At 62.0% G+C, this 18397-nt stretch carries 14 protein-coding genes; 3 read left to right on the top strand and 11 right to left on the bottom strand.

Translation table 11 applies throughout. The annotated features are described in order from the left end of the window. The 10 genes from PspS34_RS13175 to PspS34_RS13130 form a co-directional block, all read right to left on the bottom strand. A complete protein-coding gene (locus PspS34_RS13175; protein ID WP_159389884.1) occupies positions 1-2100 on the bottom strand; it encodes an acetate--CoA ligase family protein in 2100 nt (699 codons plus the stop codon). Positions 2101-2118: 18 nt separating this feature from the next. Beyond that, positions 2119-3279: an acyl-CoA dehydrogenase family protein gene (locus tag PspS34_RS13170; protein ID WP_008021395.1), complete on the bottom strand. Its 1161-nt coding sequence runs from the start codon at positions 3277-3279 to the stop codon at positions 2119-2121. Positions 3280-3319: 40 nt separating this feature from the next. After that, the gene (locus tag PspS34_RS13165) at positions 3320-4111 is read right to left on the bottom strand and encodes an enoyl-CoA hydratase-related protein (protein WP_150813208.1); all 792 of its coding nucleotides are present in this window, start codon (positions 4109-4111) and stop codon (positions 3320-3322) included. A gap of 356 nt (positions 4112-4467) precedes the next feature. Then, entirely contained in the window at positions 4468-5880 is a 1413-nt protein-coding gene (locus tag PspS34_RS13160) for an amino acid permease (RefSeq protein ID WP_154946393.1), read from the bottom strand. A 208-nt stretch (positions 5881-6088) separates the two neighbouring features. Next, a complete protein-coding gene (locus tag PspS34_RS13155; RefSeq protein WP_159389883.1) occupies positions 6089-8344 on the bottom strand; it encodes an ATP-binding protein in 2256 nt (751 codons plus the stop codon). After that, entirely contained in the window at positions 8341-9114 is a 774-nt protein-coding gene (locus PspS34_RS13150; RefSeq protein ID WP_154908994.1) for a transporter substrate-binding domain-containing protein, read from the bottom strand. The genes PspS34_RS13155 and PspS34_RS13150 overlap by 4 nt, the downstream gene beginning before the upstream one ends. A 5-nt stretch (positions 9115-9119) precedes the next feature. Further along, on the bottom strand, positions 9120-9836 hold the full coding sequence (locus tag PspS34_RS13145) for a response regulator (protein WP_057714926.1): 717 nt from the start codon (positions 9834-9836) through the stop codon (positions 9120-9122). Positions 9837-9928: 92 nt separating this feature from the next. Continuing rightward, positions 9929-10576 carry a TetR family transcriptional regulator C-terminal domain-containing protein gene (locus tag PspS34_RS13140; RefSeq protein ID WP_007981565.1) on the bottom strand — a complete coding sequence of 216 codons (648 nt, stop codon included), beginning with the start codon at positions 10574-10576 and terminating at the stop codon, positions 9929-9931. A gap of 246 nt (positions 10577-10822) precedes the next feature. Next, positions 10823-11611, bottom strand: a complete 789-nt coding sequence (locus PspS34_RS13135; RefSeq protein ID WP_159389882.1) for a class II aldolase/adducin family protein — start codon at positions 11609-11611, stop codon at positions 10823-10825. Positions 11612-11686: 75 nt separating this feature from the next. Further along, positions 11687-12736: an ABC transporter substrate-binding protein gene (locus PspS34_RS13130; RefSeq protein WP_154946389.1), complete on the bottom strand. Its 1050-nt coding sequence runs from the start codon at positions 12734-12736 to the stop codon at positions 11687-11689. Positions 12737-13050: 314 nt separating this feature from the next. Between PspS34_RS13130 and PspS34_RS13125 the strand changes: the two genes are divergently transcribed. Continuing rightward, positions 13051-15012, top strand: coding sequence for an FAD-dependent oxidoreductase (locus PspS34_RS13125; RefSeq protein WP_159389881.1), 1962 nt, complete (start codon positions 13051-13053; stop codon positions 15010-15012). A 179-nt stretch (positions 15013-15191) separates the two neighbouring features. Further along, positions 15192-15788: a cupin domain-containing protein gene (locus PspS34_RS13120; RefSeq protein ID WP_057714930.1), complete on the top strand. Its 597-nt coding sequence runs from the start codon at positions 15192-15194 to the stop codon at positions 15786-15788. On the opposite strand, the gene PspS34_RS13115 is transcribed toward PspS34_RS13120, so the two are convergent. Continuing rightward, positions 15785-16717, bottom strand: a complete 933-nt coding sequence (locus PspS34_RS13115; protein WP_057714931.1) for a helix-turn-helix domain-containing protein — start codon at positions 16715-16717, stop codon at positions 15785-15787. The two genes, PspS34_RS13120 and PspS34_RS13115, sit on opposite strands and share 4 nt — an antisense overlap. A gap of 162 nt (positions 16718-16879) precedes the next feature. Here PspS34_RS13115 and PspS34_RS13110 point away from each other — a divergent pair, with 162 nt between their 5' ends. Next, positions 16880-18238 (top strand): glutamine synthetase family protein, encoded by a 1359-nt coding sequence (locus PspS34_RS13110; RefSeq protein ID WP_150813217.1) that lies wholly within the window; start codon positions 16880-16882, stop codon positions 18236-18238. The last annotated feature ends 159 nt before the right edge of the window (positions 18239-18397 follow it).

Genomic DNA, 18397 nt, shown 5'->3' with positions numbered 1-18397 from the left:
TCACTCGTGGCCGAAGCGAATCAACGCATCGACCGCAGTCGTGCCTTGGGCACTGACCAACAATGGGTTCACATCGAGTTCCAGCAACTGCGCGGCGTTTTCGCAGGCGTAATCGGCCACGGCGCGGATCGCGGCCACCAGGGCGTCCAGGTCAGCAGACTCGCGACCACGGAAACCTTGCAGTAGCGGTGCGCTGCGCAGACTGAGCAAGGCATTGCGGATCGCGCCGTCGGTGGTCGGCAGCAACAGACTGCGACTGTCCTTGAGCAACTCCACCAGAATGCCGCCGGCACCGATCACCAGGGCGAGGCCGAAATCGTTTTCGCGCTTGATGCCGACAATCAGCTCAGCCAGTGGCGGCTTGGCCATGGGTTCGAGCAACAGCTGATCGAACACGACGCCCGGGGCGTAAGCGGCAATGCTGGTGCGCATCTTCTCCAGTGCAGCGCTCAATGCCGCGCCGTCCTTGAGGTTCAGCGCCACGGCACCGGCCTCGGTCTTGTGTGGCAGTTGAGCGCTGACCGCTTTGAGTACCAGCGGATAGCCCAGGGTTTCTGCTGCCTTCAGGGCCTTGTCCGGCGTGCTCAATACGCCGTTGGGCGTCGGCAGGCCAAAGGCTTTTAACGCCTGTTTGGAATCCCATTCATTGAGCAAGCGTCCCTCGCCTTCCAGCGCCTGCGGGCACAACGGCACCAGCGCCGATTCCCCCAGCGCCAGCAAGGCATGGCGATTGCGCTGATAACCGGCGATGCGGCCCCACGCGGCCAACCCGTCTTCAACGCCCTGCAAGGCTGCGACGCCTTGGGCGTGCAGACGTTCACGGGCATGGGCCGGCAGCAATTCAGGGAAGGCCGAGGTGACAAAGCCGGTCTTGCCGTGACGTTGCAGTGCCGCGCAGTACAACTCCAGCAGCAGGTCGCATTCCTTGCGCTCGCCGGTGAACTCCGACGGATAGTCGAGCACCAGCATCGCCGCGTCGGCTTCGGTGCGCAGCGCGCTGTCGAGCATACGGTTCAAGGCTTCGCCGTCGCCCCAGATCGCCGTGGTGAAATCCAGCGGGTTGACCAGGTTGGCGTAGGTCGGCAGCACTTGCGCGAGTTCGCCGACCTGCCCTTGATCGAGTTTCGGCAGGCTCAGGTCGTTGCGTTCGGCATAGTCGGCAATCAGCCCGGCGTCGCCACCGGAACAGGCCAGCGCAATCAGGCTGTTGCCCGCCGGCAGATTGCCGCAGGCCGCGGCTTTGAGGGTTTCGACAAAACTCACCGGGCCGCTGACGCGAATCACCCCGAGACGGTCGAACAGCGCGTCATACAGCGCATCGGAGCCGGACAGCGAGCTGGTGTGACTCAAGGCCAGTTCGGCACCGATCTGCGACACGCCGGTTTTCAGGGCGATGATCGGAATGCCCTTCTCCAGTGCCTTGTGCGCAGCCCGGGCAAAACCTGGCACATTCTTCAGGCCTTCCAGGTGCAGGCCGATGGCGGTGACCCGAGGTTCGTCGAGCAACACGTCCATCAGTTCAGCCACGCCCAGTTGCGCCTGATTGCCCACCGAGGCCATGTAGGCCACCGGCAGCGAGCGGTCGCTCATGGACAGGTTGTAGGCGAAGTTGCCGCTCTGGGTCAGCACCGCCACGCCCTTCTCGACTGCCTTGCCGCCGTGGGCCACCGGCCACAGAGCGGAGCTGTGCAGGTAGTCGAGCAGGCCGTAGCAGTTGGGGCCGAGCAAGGCCATGTCGCCAGCGGCCTTGAGCAGTTGCTGTTGCAAGTCCTGGCCTTCGGCACCGGTCTCGGCGAAGCCGGAGGCGTAGCAGATCGCGCCGCCTGCGCCGATGGCGGCCAGTTCGGCCACGCAAGTCAGGGTCAACTCACGGTTGGTCGCAATAAATACCGCGTCCGGGCCGCAAGGCAGCTCGGCAACGCTGCGCACGCAAGGAACGCCTTCGAGGCTGTCGTGCTGCGGATTGACCAGCCACATTTGCCCTTGGTAGCCACCCTCGGCACAGCGCTTGAGGGCGCGGGCCATGCTGCGGCCGCCGACGAACGCCACGTGTTGCGGCGCGAGCATGCGTTTGAGGTTGTCACGAATAGTTTGGGACATGGGAGTTCTCCGGGCCGATCAGCGCAGCAGCGGCCGCAGCAGCTCGCGGGAAATGATGTGGCGCTGGATTTCCGAAGTGCCTTCCCAGATCCGTTCGATCCGCGCGTTACGCCAGATGCGCTCCACCGGACCTTCGTCCATCAGGCCCATGCCGCCGAAGATCTGCACCGCTTCGTCGGCGGTACGGCCGAGCACTTCACTGGCAAACAGCTTGGCCATGCCGGCCTCGCCATCGGTCATGGTGCCCTGGTCCATTTTCCAGGCGGTGTGCAGGGTCAGCAGTTCGGCGGCGCGGATTTGCGTGGCCATGTCCGCCAGCTTGAAAGACACGCCTTGATAGGTGCCGATCGGCTGGCCGAATTGCTTGCGGTCCGCCGCCCATTGCAAGGACACGTCCAGTGCGCGCTGGGCCTGACCGACACAGTTGGCCGCGACCATCACGCGCCCGGCGGTCAGCCAGGCGTTGGCCACGTCCCAACCCTTGCCGACTTCGCCCAGCACTTTGCTGGCCGGCACGCGGCAGTCGTCGAAGAACATTTCGAAGGTGTGATAACCACGGTTGCTCACGCACTTCGGCCCACGGCGGATGGTCATGCCCGGGGTGTTGCGGTCGACCAGGAACGAGGTCACGGCGTTGCGCTTCTTGCCGTTGTGTTCGTAGGTGTCGGTGACGGCGAAGACGATGGCGAAATCGGCGTGGCCGGCGTGGCTAATGAAGTGCTTGCTGCCGTTGAGAATGAAGTCGTCGCCTTCACGCACCGCGCGGGTCTTGATCGCATTGGCATCGGAGCCGGCACCCGGTTCGGTCAAGGCGAAGCAGTCGATTTTTTCGCCCTGGATACACGGCAACAGGTAGTCGTTGATCTGTTCGCCCTTGCAAGCCATGAGGATTTTCGACGGCCGTGCGACAAACACGTGCAGCGCCCAGGACACCTTGGACAGCTCGCGCTCGATCAGCGCCTGGGACAGGTAATCCAGGCCACCGCCACCCACTTCTTCGGGCATGTTGAACGCATAGAAACCGGCGGCAATCGCCTTGCCGCGTATCTGCGCTGCCAGTTCCGGGGAAACCTCGTCGGCGCGGTCGACTTGCTCTTCATAGGGCAGCAGTTCCTTCTCGACGAAGCTGCGTACCGAGTCCACCAACATTTCTTGTTCTTGGGTCAGTTGGAAATTCATGGTGCTACCTGTTGTTCGTGTTCTGGGAGATGGAGAGGAATCAACGACCGATGAAGCGTGCCGGGCGTTTTTCCATGGCGGCACGCAGGGCTTCGTTGCCGTCTTCGCTGCGACCGCAGAGCAGGCCGGCGGCGAGTTCGGCTTGCAGTTGTTCGGCCAGGCTGCGTTCGGCGCCTTCACGCATGAGTTTCTTCGTCTGGGCGAAGGCAAAGGTCGGGCCAGCGGCCAGGCGTGCGGCCAGTTCGCTGGTAACCGTCAGCAATTGATCGTCGGCACAGACATCGCCGACCAGACCGGCGTCGAGGGCACGGTCGGCGCCCCACAATTCGTCCAGGAACAGCAGACGCTTGGCCTGTTCGCTGCCGATCAGGCGCGGCAAGTGCCAACTGGCGCCGGCGTCCGGCGAGTACGCCATGCTGGTGTAGCCGGCCTTGAAGCGTGCCGATTGCCCGGCGATGCGCAGGTCGCAGCACAGGGTCAGGTCCATCCCGGCGCCGACGGCGGTGCCGTTGATGGCGGCGATGGTCGGTTTTTCCAGGCTGTGCAGGCGGGTCATCAAGGCGTGGGCGGTTTCGGTCCAGCCGTAGGTTTCCAACGCCCCCCGGGCTTCGGCATCGGCCCATTCATCAAGGTCCGCGCCGGCGCAGAAACTGCGGCCGCTACCGGTGAGCACCACCACGCGCACCGCTGGATCGGCGTTGAAACCGTCGAGCAAGCCGTGCAGGTTTTTCAGCGTCGGAATGTCCAGCGCATTGCGCTGGGCCGTGCGATTGAGGGTGATCCAGGCAACGCCTGCTTCGACCTGACTGAGCAGCGACGATTGAGTGGTCATGGGAATCCTCGAATTATTGTGTTTGGTCTGAGGTGATGCGACTTGAGGCCATACTAAACGAGTGTTCAGTAAGGCGGCAATTGGGAAGGAAATGGGCTGTAACAAGCCGCCACTGTCGCCAAGTCATTGGTTTTATTAGGTATTATTCGGATTGCGAGGGATGTGCCGATGGTGCTGTTACAACTTCGAACAACTGATCACAGAGGACTAAGTCGCAGATCGACTGCCCACCACAAAACCAATGTGGGAGCGGGCTTGCTCGCGAAGGCGGCATCACATTCAACATCTCTGTCGACTGATCTACCGCTTTCGCGAGCAAGCCCGCTCCCACAGAGGGATGTGCTTGCTTCAAGGAATCAGGCAGTCGGCAAGCTCGGCGCCAATACCCCCTGACGCTTGCGATGGATCAGGAAGTACGCGCCATAGCACAGCGCAATGAATCCAAAGCCCCAATACAGCGACGGACGCTGGGTTTCATCCAGGGCCAGGAACACGAACAGCGAGCAGCACAATGTGATGCACATCAGCGGCAGCACCGGGAACCACGGCGCGCGGTATTTCAGGTCGCTGAGTTTGCCGCCGTCACGCAAATACGCCTTGCGGAACTTGTACTGCGCCAGCGCGATGACAATCCAGGTCACGGTGCCGGACATGCCGCTCACCGCCATCAACACCATGAACAAGGTGTCGGCGGCGACGAAGCTGGTCATCAGCGACACCAACGCGAAGCACAAAGTGATGCTCAAGGCACGCAGCGGCACGCCACGTTTGCTCAGCGGCGACAGGCTCTTGGGCGCCATGCCGGTTTTCGACATTGCCCACAGGATGCGCGTCGAGGCATACAGGCCGGAGTTGCCCACCGACAGGATCGCGGTAAGGATCACGAAGTTCATCAGGTCGGCCGCATAGGGAATGCCGACCATGTCGAACACCTGCACGAACGGGCTTTCCATCAGGCCCGCCTGCTGCCAGGGCACGATGGCCGACAGCACGATGATCGCCAGCACGTAGAAGATCAGCACGCGGAACACCACGTTGCGCACGGCGCGGGGAATGCTTTTTTCCGGCTGATCGGTTTCACCGGCAGCCACGCCCATGATCTCGCAACCCTGGAACGCGTAGACCACGGTCATCATCACCGCGAACACGGCTGACAGGCCGTTGGGGAACAACGAATCGCCGATCAGGTTGGTCGCCATCGGCGCCGGTGCGCCGCTGCTCAGGGGCATCACGCCGAAGATCACCAGCACACCGACCACGATGAAACCGAGAATCGCCGCAACCTTGATCCCCGAAAACCAGTATTCGGCTTCACCAAAGGCGCGGGTCGCCATGGCATTGATACCGAACAGCACCACCACGAACAGCGCCGACCAGTACCAGATTGGCACCTCCGGGAACCAACGGGTCATCAGCATGCCGGCGGCGGTGAACTCCAGACCCACGGTGGTGGCCCAGCTCATCCAGTACACCCAGCCGATCATGAACCCGGTGGCCGGGCCGATGTATTTTGTGGCGTGGGTCTGGAACGAACCGGACACCGGCATCTGCACCGACAGTTCACCCAGGCAGACCATCACCAGGTACATCAGGAAGCCCGCGACCAGGTAAGCCAGGATCGCCCCCACCGGGCCGCCCTGGTTGATGGTCACGCCAGAGCCCATGAACAACCCGGTGCCGATGACGCCGCCCAGGGACAGCATGAAGATGTGCCGGCTTTTCAGGGCACGGGTCAGTTGAATGCCTTTGCGATCAGTATTTTCGTTCATGTCCACACCTCAGCAGTCGATGAGGTGCGCAGCGCGCGACAGGACGTCACGGCGCAGGGAGGGATCAGCTTTACGGCAATTCATTATTATTATCTCCAATAAGCTTCGAAGACCGCGCTGCGGCGGTTGCGTCGATTATTGGAAAGCCATGTAAGTTCGCGTTGACCGTAAAGATCGAAGTTGTACAAAGTCGTAACAAACTTGTACGTCAGCTCTGCAACAGGCCTTTGAGGGTATCGAGCGAATGCTGCATTTGCTCATCGAGCGTGAGGCTCATGCGGCGGATCGCCGATTCATCGTTCGCCAGCGCCAAGGTCTCCAGCGCCCTTAACGTGCTGGCCAAACCCCGAAAACCCAGGGAATCGCAGCTACCGGCCAGGCGGTGAGCCAGTTGCGCGACCTCTGTGCAGTCATCGGCGGCCATGGCTTCATTCAGCGCCTCGCGGTGCTGCAGGATCGAGTCACGCAGAACCGCCAGCAGACCCTGGACCTTTTGCGCACCGAGCAGGCTGCGATGGGTCTGTAACAGCGGCCAGTCCATTGCCTCATCGCTGAGCAGCGATTCGACCACAGGCACATGCCCTTCCAGCACCTGGCGCAGGTTTTCCAGTTTCAAGGGCTTGGCCAGGACACCGTCCATGCCGGCCTCCAGATAACCGCGTACCAGTGCCGGTTGCACGCTGGCGGTCAGGGCGAAAATACGGGTATGGCGGTTCGCCCCGTCGCTGTGGCGGATCTGGCGGCATAACTCGACACCACTAATGCCCGGCAGATGCACGTCCAGCAGGATCAGGTCGAACACCTGCGCCGCGCAGTGTTGCAGCGCCTGATCCGCTTCTTCGGCGAGCCACACCCGGTGGCCGTCCCGTAGCAGCAAGCCCTGGACCACTTCGCGGTTGAGCGCCACGTCTTCGACCACCAGGATGTTCAGTGCCGGCCCCGCCGCCCGAACCGGCGGGGCCTCAGCCACGCCGCTGGCCGGCTGCAAGGACAACTCGAACCAGAAGCAACTGCCGCGCCCCTCTTCACTGTCCACGCCGATGCAACCCCCCATCTGCTCCACCAGGTGTTTGCAGATCGCCAACCCCAACCCCGTGCCCCCAAAACGTTGCGCGACTTCTTCGCTGGCCTGGGTGAAACGCTCGAAAATCTTTTCCTGCATCTGCGGGGCAATGCCGATGCCGTCATCCGTGACACAGACCCGCAGCCGCTGTCCCAACTGCTCGCCAGTTTCGCCAAGAAGCCCCACCTCGACGCTGACTTCGCCGCCTTCGGTGAACTTGATCGCGTTGGCCAGCAGGTTGCTCAGCACTTGGCGCAGGAACTGCTCGGCGCCGTGGTGATGCTCGGCAATCCGCCGGTCGACGCGGCAACTGAGGATCGTGTCGTTGTTCAGCGCTCGCGGTTCCAACAGAGTCAGTACCTCGTCGAGCAACTGGCGCAGCGAGAAATCCACCGGTTCGGGATGGCTCACGCCCTCCTCCAGCTTGGCGAAATACAGCACTTCGTTGAGGATTGTCAGCAAGCCTTCGCCGGCCTTGTGCAGGGCATCCAGGCGTTTGCCGTCCTGGGCATCCAGCCGAGCGCCGCGCAGCAATTCGGCCATGCCGAGAATGCCATTGAGGGGTGTGCGCAGTTCGTGGCTCATGGTCGCCAGGAACCGCGACTTGGCAAGGTTGGCCGCTTCCGCTTCGTCCTTGGCGCGCATCAGGCTGGCGGTGCGGCGCTCGACCATTTTCAGCAACTCGTCACGGTTGTCCTGCAAGGCCAGCCGATCGGTTTCCCGGCGCTCGATGTCCCGCAGGATCGCCCGGCGCATGTCGTCCAGCGCATGGGCCACGGTGTCGATTTCGTCACTGCCGCGGCGCTTGTCCAGGTGCAAGGGTTCCTGCCATTCACCGGCGGCGATACGCCGGGCAAACTCGGCCATGACTTTCAGGTGTCGGGTCACCAGTCGATAAAACAAGCCCGACAGGGCAACGGCCAGACCGCAGAGAAACACCGCCATCCACAACAGGCTGGTCAAACCGGTGGCGTAGAGTCGCTGGTACACCGCCCCCAGATCGGTGCTGACTTCCAGTTCACCCAAGTTGCGCAAAGGGCCGGACGGCGGCTGATAGTCCAGGGCAAAGCGTTCGATGCGCAGCGGTCCCGCAGGGGCCGGATTGCCCTGTACCAGGTCGAAGTCGGCGCTGGTCAAGTGCACCCGCGCGACGTCGGAGAAGTCCACCAGCCCGCGCAACTGCACATTCAACTGCTCTTGGTTCAAGTCCCAGAGGCTGCGTTCCAGGCTGGCCAGGTACCCGGCGCGGATCAGTTCCATGCGCGAATCGATGTCGCGCATTTCCCGTCGATACTCGATGTACAGTTGCACGCTGCTGGCGAGCACGGTGAAGCACAGGCTAAACAACAGAATGAACAGCAACAGGCGTCGCAACAGTCCACCGGGACGGGCGCGAATCATTGCGCATCCGCCGGCAGGTTGATCATGTCGCGGTAGGTCACTTCGCTTTCGTTGAGCCAGCGCTCGATGTCACCGGCATCGATCATGCGCTGCAACTGCGCATTGATCTCGGGCATGCGAGTGGCCAAAGGCGAGCGCCGCGACACGGCAACCCGCAGGTAGTCCACGTTCAACGCCTTGGGCAAGGCGACGATGTCCTGGCCGCCGGGCAGGTTTTCCACGTACAGCTGGCCGGTGCGCCGCTCCTGAGTGATGAAGTCGATGCGCCCGCGAATCAGCTTGCCGAAGTTCTGGTGGCTGTCGGAAACCCATTCGATATTGTTGTTGCGCGCAACCATGCGATCGAACTCCACGCCGTAGCTCTCACCGAACAACAGGCCACCGCGGTAACGGGCCAGGTCGTCCAGTTGTTCGAATTTCACCGGATGCTGGCGGTTGACGAACAACGCCACTTCTTCACGCAATACCGGCACCGTCGAGAACAGCATGCTCTGCTCCCGTTGCGCGGTGCTGTAGGCCAGTACCACATCGACCCGGCCTTCGGCGGCGTCCAGCAGGCAGCGTTTCCAGTTGCCCAGCACGACCATCTCGACTTCATATCCCAGTTGACCGAACAAGTGCTTCACCACGCTGGGCGCCAGGCCGCGCACCTGCTTGCCATCACTCCAGGAGATCGGCGGGTACACCGGGTAATCGCAGTAACGCACCTTGTCCGCTGCGACGGCATGGCCGGCCACCAGTATCGCCAGCAGGCAAAGCCATCGCGTCATCAGCTTCAGGCCGCCACGCTGGCGGTGAACAGGTAACCGGCGCCGTGAATGGTGATGATCAACTGGGGTTCGGCCGGATCGTCATGCAACTTGCGGCGCAGGCGCCCGACCAGCACGTCGATGGAGCGGTCGTTGGGCACCCATTCGCGGTTGCGGATCTGGTCCATCAATTGATCGCGGCTGAGGGTGTGGCCGCTGTTGCGCAGGAACACGCTGAGCAACTGGTATTCGCCGTGGGTCAGCAGGGTTTCACTGCCGGACGGATCGATCAGGCGACGGCGGTCGGTGTCCAGCGCCCAGTCGGCAAACTGCTTGACCGGTTTGGCCGCCGCGATGGCGGGCGCTGGCGTTTGCGCATGACGTACCCGGCGAATCAGGTTTTTCGCCCGGGACACCAGCTCCCTTGGATTGAGGGGTTTGATCACGTAGTCATCGGCGCCGCATTCGAGGCCGACGATGCGGTCGATTTCATCGTTGCGCCCGGTGATCAGGATGATCCCGACCTCCGAACGTACCCGCAACTCGCGGGTCAGGGTCAGGCCGTCCTTGCCCGGCAGGCGGATGTCGAGCATCACCAGGTCGACGGTCTGGCTAGCGAGGAAGGTTTCCGCCAGTTCCGCCGTAGCGGCGCAATGGACGTCGTAACCTTCCTGGGACAGGTAGGCGTGCAGCAGATCGCGAATCAGCGGATCGTCATCGACGATCAATACCCGAGGAGTCATCGCTTGGTGTCCGGCATAGGCCCGAGGGCCAGTTTCTTATTAGAGTGTTTTCCTGCGTCGGCGCCAGAGAGTATCGATTGCTGAACGACTGATCAACAGTCGCTCGTCTGCACGCAAAAGCGCTGTCGTCCGCCGGCCTGCAAACCATCGACCCAGGCCTCGCAAATCTGGATGCCCTGCTCCGGGGTGAAGGTGCCGGGGTTCAGCCCGGACTCCAGCCACAAGCCGTCGAGCAAGGCGCTGAGGCTGATGGCGGCGAGGTCGGCGTCGAAGTTTTCCCAGCCTTCCTCCTGGGCCAGTTCCGCCAGCACCTTGCGCAGGATGCCGCGATACTCGCCATAGGAATGATCGTGGGCCTGGTTGATGGCCTCGGCGGTTTTCACTGCGCCCCAGAACGCCAGCCACGCATCGATCAGTTGCGGATCGAGCAGCTCGGCGGAGAACGATCCGCGGAAAAACGCCGACAAGCGTTCCCGGGCATTCGGCGCGGCTTGCTCCATGGCGTCACGCAGCAAGGTCATGACCCGCCCGGTGATCGCCATGTAAGCCTCGGCCACCAGTTCATCCTTGCCGGAATAGTGATGGCTGATCAGCCCCACCGAGACCCCGGCCTCGGCGGAAATCTTGCGGATCGACGCGCCCTGGAAGCCATGACGCTTGAGGCACACCAGCGTCGCCTCGATCAGGTTGGCTTTGCGTAACTCCGGTTCCATGCGGGAAAAACGGGCTTCCTGATTCATGGGCGACACGCTCCTTGGTTCGATCGTTTAGGCCCGCGCGGGGTAGCGGCGGGCTGAACGAATGTACAGCAAGAGCGGGCTACTTCTCCAGTCAGTTGCCAGTCTGGTAGAACGTGGCGCCTGCTTCGCGAGCAAGCCCGCTCCCACAGGGTTTTGTGTTGGTCACAGATTTTGCGTACACCCACCTACCCCTGTGGGAGCGGGCTTGCTCGCGAAGGGGCCAGCTCAAACAACACAGAACCCGGATCAGTCGCGGTAACCCGGCGCCACTCGACCCAGCATTCTCAACAACGCAGCCCAGGCCAGTTGCATGGCATCCGGATCAGCCAGCTGACCCTCCTCCAACGGCCGCCCCGGATCATTGAACTGCCGCTCGGTATGCGCGCAGACCTCGTCCGACGGCAGTACAACCTCACCGGCGGCCTGGGCGGCCAACTGGATTTCACAGGCCTTTTCCAGGTAGTACATGCGCAGGAACGCCTGGCTCACCGTCTCACCGACGGTCAGCAAACCATGGTTACGCAGCATCAGTACCGATTTGTCGCCCAGGTCCGCCACCAGCCTTTTTTGCTCGCTCAAATCCAGCGCCACGCCCTCATAGTCGTGGTAGGCAACACGGCCGTAGAACTCCATGGAAATCTGGTTCACCGGCAACAGCCCGCACTTCAACGCCGCCACCGCGCAACCGGATTTGGTGTGGGTGTGCAGCACGCATTGCGCATCTTCGCGGGCGCCATGAATAGCGCTGTGGATCACAAAGCCAGCCGGATTCACCGGGTACGGCGACGGTTCCACGGCGTGGCCATCAAGGTCGATCTTCACCAGGTTGGACGCGGTGATCTCATCGAACATCAGCCCGTAAGGGTTGATCAGAAAGTGATGCTCCGGCCCCGGAATGCGCACCGAGATGTGGGTGAAGATCAAATCGGTCATGCGAAAGTGCGCAACCAGGCGGTAACAGGCCGCCAGTTCCTCACGAAGGCGCTGCTCGGTGGCGCTGCGTTCGGGTGCCAGGTGTGTGGCGATGTTGTTCATTCTTGTGGTTCTCCAGGCTGATCGGCTGGGGCCGACAGTAAGGCTGGACGCTCGGACACGTCCAGCCATCGGCAGTTATTTGCTGGCCCAGGCGTTGAAGCGCTCTTCGAGCTCTTCGCCATGATCGACCCAGAAACCGACGTTCATCGACAGTGCGCCCTTGAGGTTCTGCGGCGCGGTGGGCACCCATTGCGCCAGTTTATCGTCCAGCCGTGCGGCGGCCTGGGTGTTGGTCGGGCCGTAGGGGATCTGTTGCACGTAGTTGACCTGGGCGTCCGGTTGATTGGCGAAGGCAATGAATCGCTTGGCCTGATCCACATGTTTGGACCCTTTGATGATCGCCCAGTAATCCATGCCGTACAGGCTGCCGGGCCAGACCAGCCCCAGGTGGCTGCCTTTCTGCGCGGCGTCGGCGATGCGCCCGCTGTAGGTCGAGGTCATTACCACATCGCCGGCGGTCAGCCATTGCGGCGGTTGCGCGCCCGCCTCCCACCACTGGATGTAAGGCTTGAGTTCAGTGAGTTTCGCGAATGCCCGGTCCACGCCCTGCGGGGTGCTGAGTACCTTGTAGACGTCATCGGTCTTGACCCCGTCCGCCAGCAAGGCGAATTCCAGGTTGTACACCGCGCGTTTACGCAGCCCACGCTTGCCGGGGGTTTTCTTCACGTCCCAAAAGTCTGCCCACGAGGTCGGAGCCTGGGCCAGTTTGTCGGTGTCGTAGGCAATGGCCACGCTCCACACCAGCGCAGCGGAGCCGCACTCCTGTGCCGCTTCGGGGATCAACTGGTCGGCATGGCCCAGGCGGGTCCAGTCCAGGCGCTCGTACATGCCTTCCTCGCAACCGCGCATCAGGTCCGGGCCTTCGATCTGCACTACGTCCCAGTCGACGTTGCCGGTATCGACCATCACTTTGATTTTGGCCATTTCGCCGTTGTATTCGCTCTGGATCACTTTGCTTTGATCCACGGCGGCGAAGGGTTGAAAGAACGCCACGTCCTGGGCTTTTTGTCCGGCTCCGCCGTATCCGACCACCACCATGTCCGATGCTGCCTGAGCGCTGCCCAGGCCTATGGCCACGGACAACACCAAGGGATAAAAACCGTGCTTGAGCGTGTGCGATTTCATCAGTGGTTCCTCTTGCAGGTGCCACGGGACCCAAGGCCCGCGCAGCCCTTTTTTATTGTTGTGAGGTTTGGCCCTGGAGCGGGCTCGAGACGAAACTACTGCAAGGCATAGTAAAAAAACAAGTTGATTTTTTACTGAAGGTAAATTTCTATAGATAAAAATAACAACACCGAAAACCTTATGCCTCTGTAGGAGCGAGCTTGCTCGCGATGGACCTGAGGGCGACGCGTTCATCCGGACAACACGCGTTATCGTTAACGACCATCGCGAGCAAGCTCGCTCCTACAGGTCAGCCTGCCAGGAGTACCCGCCACATGACGACCTCGACACCCGCCTTCGCGCACCTGTTCGAACCCCTGGAGATCCGTGGCAAGCGCCTGAAGAACCGCATCATGTCCAGTGGTCACGACACCTCGATGCCCACCGACAACCTGGTCAATGAACAATTGATCGCCTATCACCGGGCACGGGCCGAAGGCGGAGCCGGGCTGATCGTGCTGCAAGTGGCCGGGGTACATGACAGTGCGCGCTACACCTCCCACGTGCTGATGGCCACCGACGATGCGTGCATCGAGGGCTACCGCAAACTGGCGCAAACCTGCCATGCCCACGGCACCCTGGTGTTGTCCCAGGTGTTCCATCCGGGGCGGGAGATCATGGAGTCCAGCGATGGCCTGCTGGCGGTGGCCTATTCCGCATCGTCGGTGCCCAACGAACGTTTCCGGGTGATGCCCCGCGCGCTGGACCAGGCAATGATCGACGAGATCGTCGCCGGTTATGCCGCTGCCGCCCGCCGCCTGCATCAGGCAGGCATTGATGGCGTCGAGGTCGTGGCCAGCCACGGTTACCTGCCGGCACAGTTCATCAATCCGCGGGTCAACCGGCGTACCGATGGCTACAACGGTGAGCTGGACCAGCGTTTGCGTTTTCTGCGCGAGGTCATCGCCGCCGTGCGCGCGGCGACCGACGAGCAGTTCATCATCGGCCTGCGCATTTCCGCCGACGAGCGCGACCCGGAAGGCCTGACCGAGGACGAATCCCTGGCCGCCGTGCAGTCACTGCAAGCGCAGCTCGATTACGTGCATATCGTCGCCGGCACCTCGGCTTCCCTTGGCGGCGCGGTGCATATCGTGCCGCCCATGGCGATCGAAGCCGCGTACCTGGCCAAGGAAGCCGGAACGTTCAAGGCCAGTTTGAACATTCCGTTGTTCGTCACCGGACGCATCAACCAACCCCAGGAAGCCGAGCTGATCCTGGCTCGTGGCCAGGCCGATGTGTGCGGCATGACCCGGGCACTGATCTGCGATCCGCAAATGCCCAACAAGACCGACACCGGCCGCGTCGAAGACGTGCGGGCGTGCATTGCCTGCAATCAGGCGTGCATCGGCCACTTCCACAAGGGCTTGCCGATTTCCTGTATCCAGCACCCGGAAACCGGTCGCGAACTGATCTTCGGCGAACGGCGACAAGCGCCACAGCGCAAACGCATCATGATCGCCGGCGGTGGCCCGGCCGGAATGAAAGCCGCCACCGTCGCGGCCCAGCGCGGCCATGAGGTGACGTTGTACGAATCCAGTTCGCAACTGGGCGGTCAGGTGTTGCTCGCGCAATTGCTGCCCCGGCGCAGCGAGTTCGGCGGTGCCAGCACCAACCTGCAGCGGGAAATGGAACTGGCCGGCGTGCGCGTAGTGCGCAATACCCGAGTCGACCGGGCACTGGTGGAACAGGAAAAACCGGACATGGTGATCGTCGCTACCGGTGCCGAGCCCTACTGGCCACCCTTCGAGCGCGGTGGTGAGTTGCAGGTGGTGGACGCCTGGCAGGTATTGCGCGATGAAGTACGGATCGGCCGTTCGGTGGTGGTGGTCGACTGGCGCTGCGACTGGATCGGCCCCGGCATCGCCGAACGCCTGGTTCGCGCCGGGCACCAGGTACAACTGGCGGTCAACGGCACCCATTGCGGGGAAAACCTGCCGTTGTACGTGCGCGATCAACTGGCCGGCGAGCTGCATAAACTGGGCGTGCCGATCACGCCATATGCGCGGTTGTATGGCTGCGATGACAACACGGTTTACCTGCAACACACCGCCAGTGGCGAACCGATGCTGATGGAGAACATCGACACCCTGGTGCTGTGCCAGGGGCATCAGCCGGTCGATACCCTGGGCGCCGAGCTGCAAGGGCTGGTGGAGTTTCGCCGGATCGGTGACTGCCTGGCGCCGCGCACCGCCGAAGAAGCAATTTATGAAGGCCTTAAAGTCGCGTGGGAGCTTTAAGGCTGTTTATACTCCGGGGCTTAGACGGCTAACACCAACCCTGTAGGAGCGAGCTCTGCTCGCGATTAACCCGAGAACACCGCTGGGTGTCAGGCTTCCAGCGTTATCGTTGGTGACCATCGCGAGCAGAGCTCGCTCCTACGGGGATTTGCGCCACTCCTCCCGGTTCGGATTTGACCATGAGCAACAGCAGCACCACACAGCCCGCACCCGGCAGCGCCGAACCGCACTTTCTCGGCACGCGCATTCGCGGCCTGCGCAAGCGTCGGGGCATGACCCTGACGGAACTGGCGCAACAGAGCGAACTCACCGCCGGCTACATCAGCCAGCTGGAACGCAACCTCGCCTACCCGTCGATTCCGGCGCTGTTCAACATTGCCCGCAGCCTCGGCGTCACCATCCAGTGGTTCTTCGCCAGTGAAGCGGTCACCGCACCCGAAGACGATGGCATCGTGGTGCGCAAGAACAGCCGCCTGAACGTGCATTACGAAGACGGCATCGTCGACCAGTTGCTGACACCGCAAGCCAACCGCCAACTGGAAATGCTCCACTCGCGTTTCCCGCCCGGCACCTACAGCCAGCAAAGCTACAGCCACGACGGTGAAGAAGCCGGCTACTTGCTCTCGGGGAGTTTCGAGTTGTGGGTGGGCGAGCGCCATTTCCAGCTCAATGAAGGCGACAGCTTCAGCTTTTCCAGCCAGGAACCGCACCGCTATGGCAACCCCGGCGATGTCGATGCGGTGGTGATCTGGGTGATTACACCGCCGACGTTCTAACGTCGGCCGCGACCAGGGGACGGCGTGACACTCGCACGCTTGAGGGTGTCGCTCGGCAACTCCTTGAACAGCGCACGATAGCTGCTGGAAAACCGCCCCAGATGCCAGAACGACCAACGCATCGCCACTTCAGCCACGGTGGTTTGCGTCGGCGTGCGACTCAGCAATTCGCGGTGGGCACTGTTGAGTCGGCGCAGGCGCAGCCACTGGGTCGGCGACATGCCAGTGTAGGTCTTGAACGCATGCTGCAACTGACGCAGTGAAAACCCCGCGATCTGGGACAATTCCAGCAGATTGAGATGTTCTTCCGGGGTGTCCGCGGCCCATTCCCCTACCCGTTTCATGATCGAGCGCTCCCCGGCACGACGCTGCAAGGCGCCCTGGTCGAGGCCGACACACGCGTTGTCGAGGATGAACAGGCAATCTTCCAGCAGTTGCTGGGTCAGCGCTTCGCGGCTCGGTGGATCGAAGGTCTGCGACAGCCGCGTCAAGGTTCCGCTGAGCCAACGGCAAAACAGCGCGTTCTGCTGGGCGTTGAGCGGTGCCATGAACAACCCTTCAAGCCTGGCGATGTCCAGGCTGTGGCGCTTTACAAACTCCGGCCCGAACACCACGGCGATTTCCTGGTAGTTCTCCGGAGTGATCCAGATGTTGCGGCTTTCGCCATTCAACACGTACAGCGCGTTGTCACCGCGATCGAAACAGAACGATAACGAACCCTGGGGCGCGCTGAAATTCTGCTCGACCCGGGTGTTCATCGACTCTTCGTAAATCTCCACGCCCTGCAGATCCAGATAACGCACCCGACCCGCGAAGTGCCCCGGCGACATCTGCTGGTATTGCTGCACCCAGCCCGGCGTGGCGCGGATTTGCTCGGCGACATCGGCGGTGTTGAACGCTTGGACCTGTAGGGAACTGGAACCTGTCATGGGGTGACCTTACGCACTCTTTTGGTGCGTTTTGTGCTGCTTAAAGTGGATAGATGGAACCGCAAGGCTCGCACAAGATAGTCGTCAACGCGCTACAGGGGAAGTGTCCGGCGGATGAAACCGGTCTCTCCTGGCGTTAATAAAACCAATAACGAGGTCTTTATGAATGTCCCTTTCGATCAGCTGTTCACTTGGCTGAAAGATCACAAGATTACCGAAGTCGAGTGCGTCGTCAGCGATCTGACCGGCATTGCACGCGGCAAAATTGCACCGACCAACAAGTTCCTGCATGAGCGAGGCATGCGCCTGCCGGAAAGTGTCCTTCTGCAAACGGTAACCGGGGACTTTGTCGACGACGACATCTACTACGACCTGCTCGACCCGGCCGATATCGACATGGTCTGCAAGCCGGACGCCGACGCCGTCTACGTGGTGCCATGGGCCATCGAGCCGACCGCCATCGTGATCCACGACACCTTCGACAAGTTCGGCAACCCGATCGAACTGTCGCCGCGCAATGTGTTGAAGAAAGTCCTGCAGTTGTACACCGATAAAGGCTGGCGGCCGATTGTCGCGCCGGAAATGGAGTTCTACCTGACCCAGCGCTGCGAAGACCCGGACCTGCCGCTCAAGGCGCCGATGGGCCGTTCGGGCCGCGCCGAAAGCGGTCGTCAGTCGTTCTCCATCGACGCGGCCAACGAATTCGACCCGCTGTTCGAAGACGTCTACGACTGGTGCGAACTGCAAGGTCTGGACCTCGACACGCTGATCCACGAAGACGGCCCGGCGCAGATGGAAATCAACTTCCGTCATGGCAACGCCCTGGACCTGGCCGACCAGATCACCGTGTTCAAGCGCACCATGCGTGAAGCGGCGCTCAAGCACAACGTGGCGGCAACCTTCATGGCCAAGCCGGTCGGCGACGAGCCTGGCAGCGCCATGCACCTTCACCAGAGCGTGGTGGACATTGCCACCGGCCAGCCGATCTTCGCCGATGCCGATGGCAACATGAGCGAGCTGTTCCTGCATCACATTGGCGGCCTGCAGAAGTACATCCCGAAAGTGCTGCCGATGTTCGCGCCGAACGTCAACTCCTTCCGCCGCTTCCTGCCGGACACCTCGGCACCGGTGAACGTCGAGTGGGGCGAAGAAAACCGCACTGTCGGCCTGCGCGTGCCGACCTCCAGCCCCGACGCCATGCGTGTCGAGAACCGCCTGCCGGGCGCTGACGCCAACCCGTACCTGGCCATCGCCGCCAGCCTGCTGTGCGGTTACCTGGGCATGGTCGAACGCATCGAGCCAAGCGCTGCGGTACAGGGCCGCGCCTATGAGCGCCGCAACCTGCGCCTGCCGATCACCATCGAGGACGCCCTGACCCAGATGGAAGAGTGCGACACCATTGGCCGTTACCTGGGCAGCAAGTTCGTGCGGGGCTATGTCGCGGTCAAACGCGCCGAGCACGAGAACTTCAAACGGGTGATCAGCTCCTGGGAGCGTGAGTTCCTGATGCTCAGCGTCTAAAAACCTCGCTCCCCAAGGGATCACATATCCCCTGTGGGAGCGGGTTTGCTCGCGAAGGCGGCCTGTCAGTCAACGAAGATGTTGAATGTACCGGCCTCTTCGCGAGCAAGCCCGCTCCCACAGGAGGCACGTGAATACCAAGCAAATCACCTGAAGAAT

It is taken from the genome of Pseudomonas sp. S34 (assembly GCF_009866745.1).
Classification (GTDB): domain Bacteria; phylum Pseudomonadota; class Gammaproteobacteria; order Pseudomonadales; family Pseudomonadaceae; genus Aquipseudomonas; species Aquipseudomonas jessenii.
Note: the sequence above shows the minus strand (reverse complement) of the source record. Positions and strands in the feature narration are given on the sequence as shown.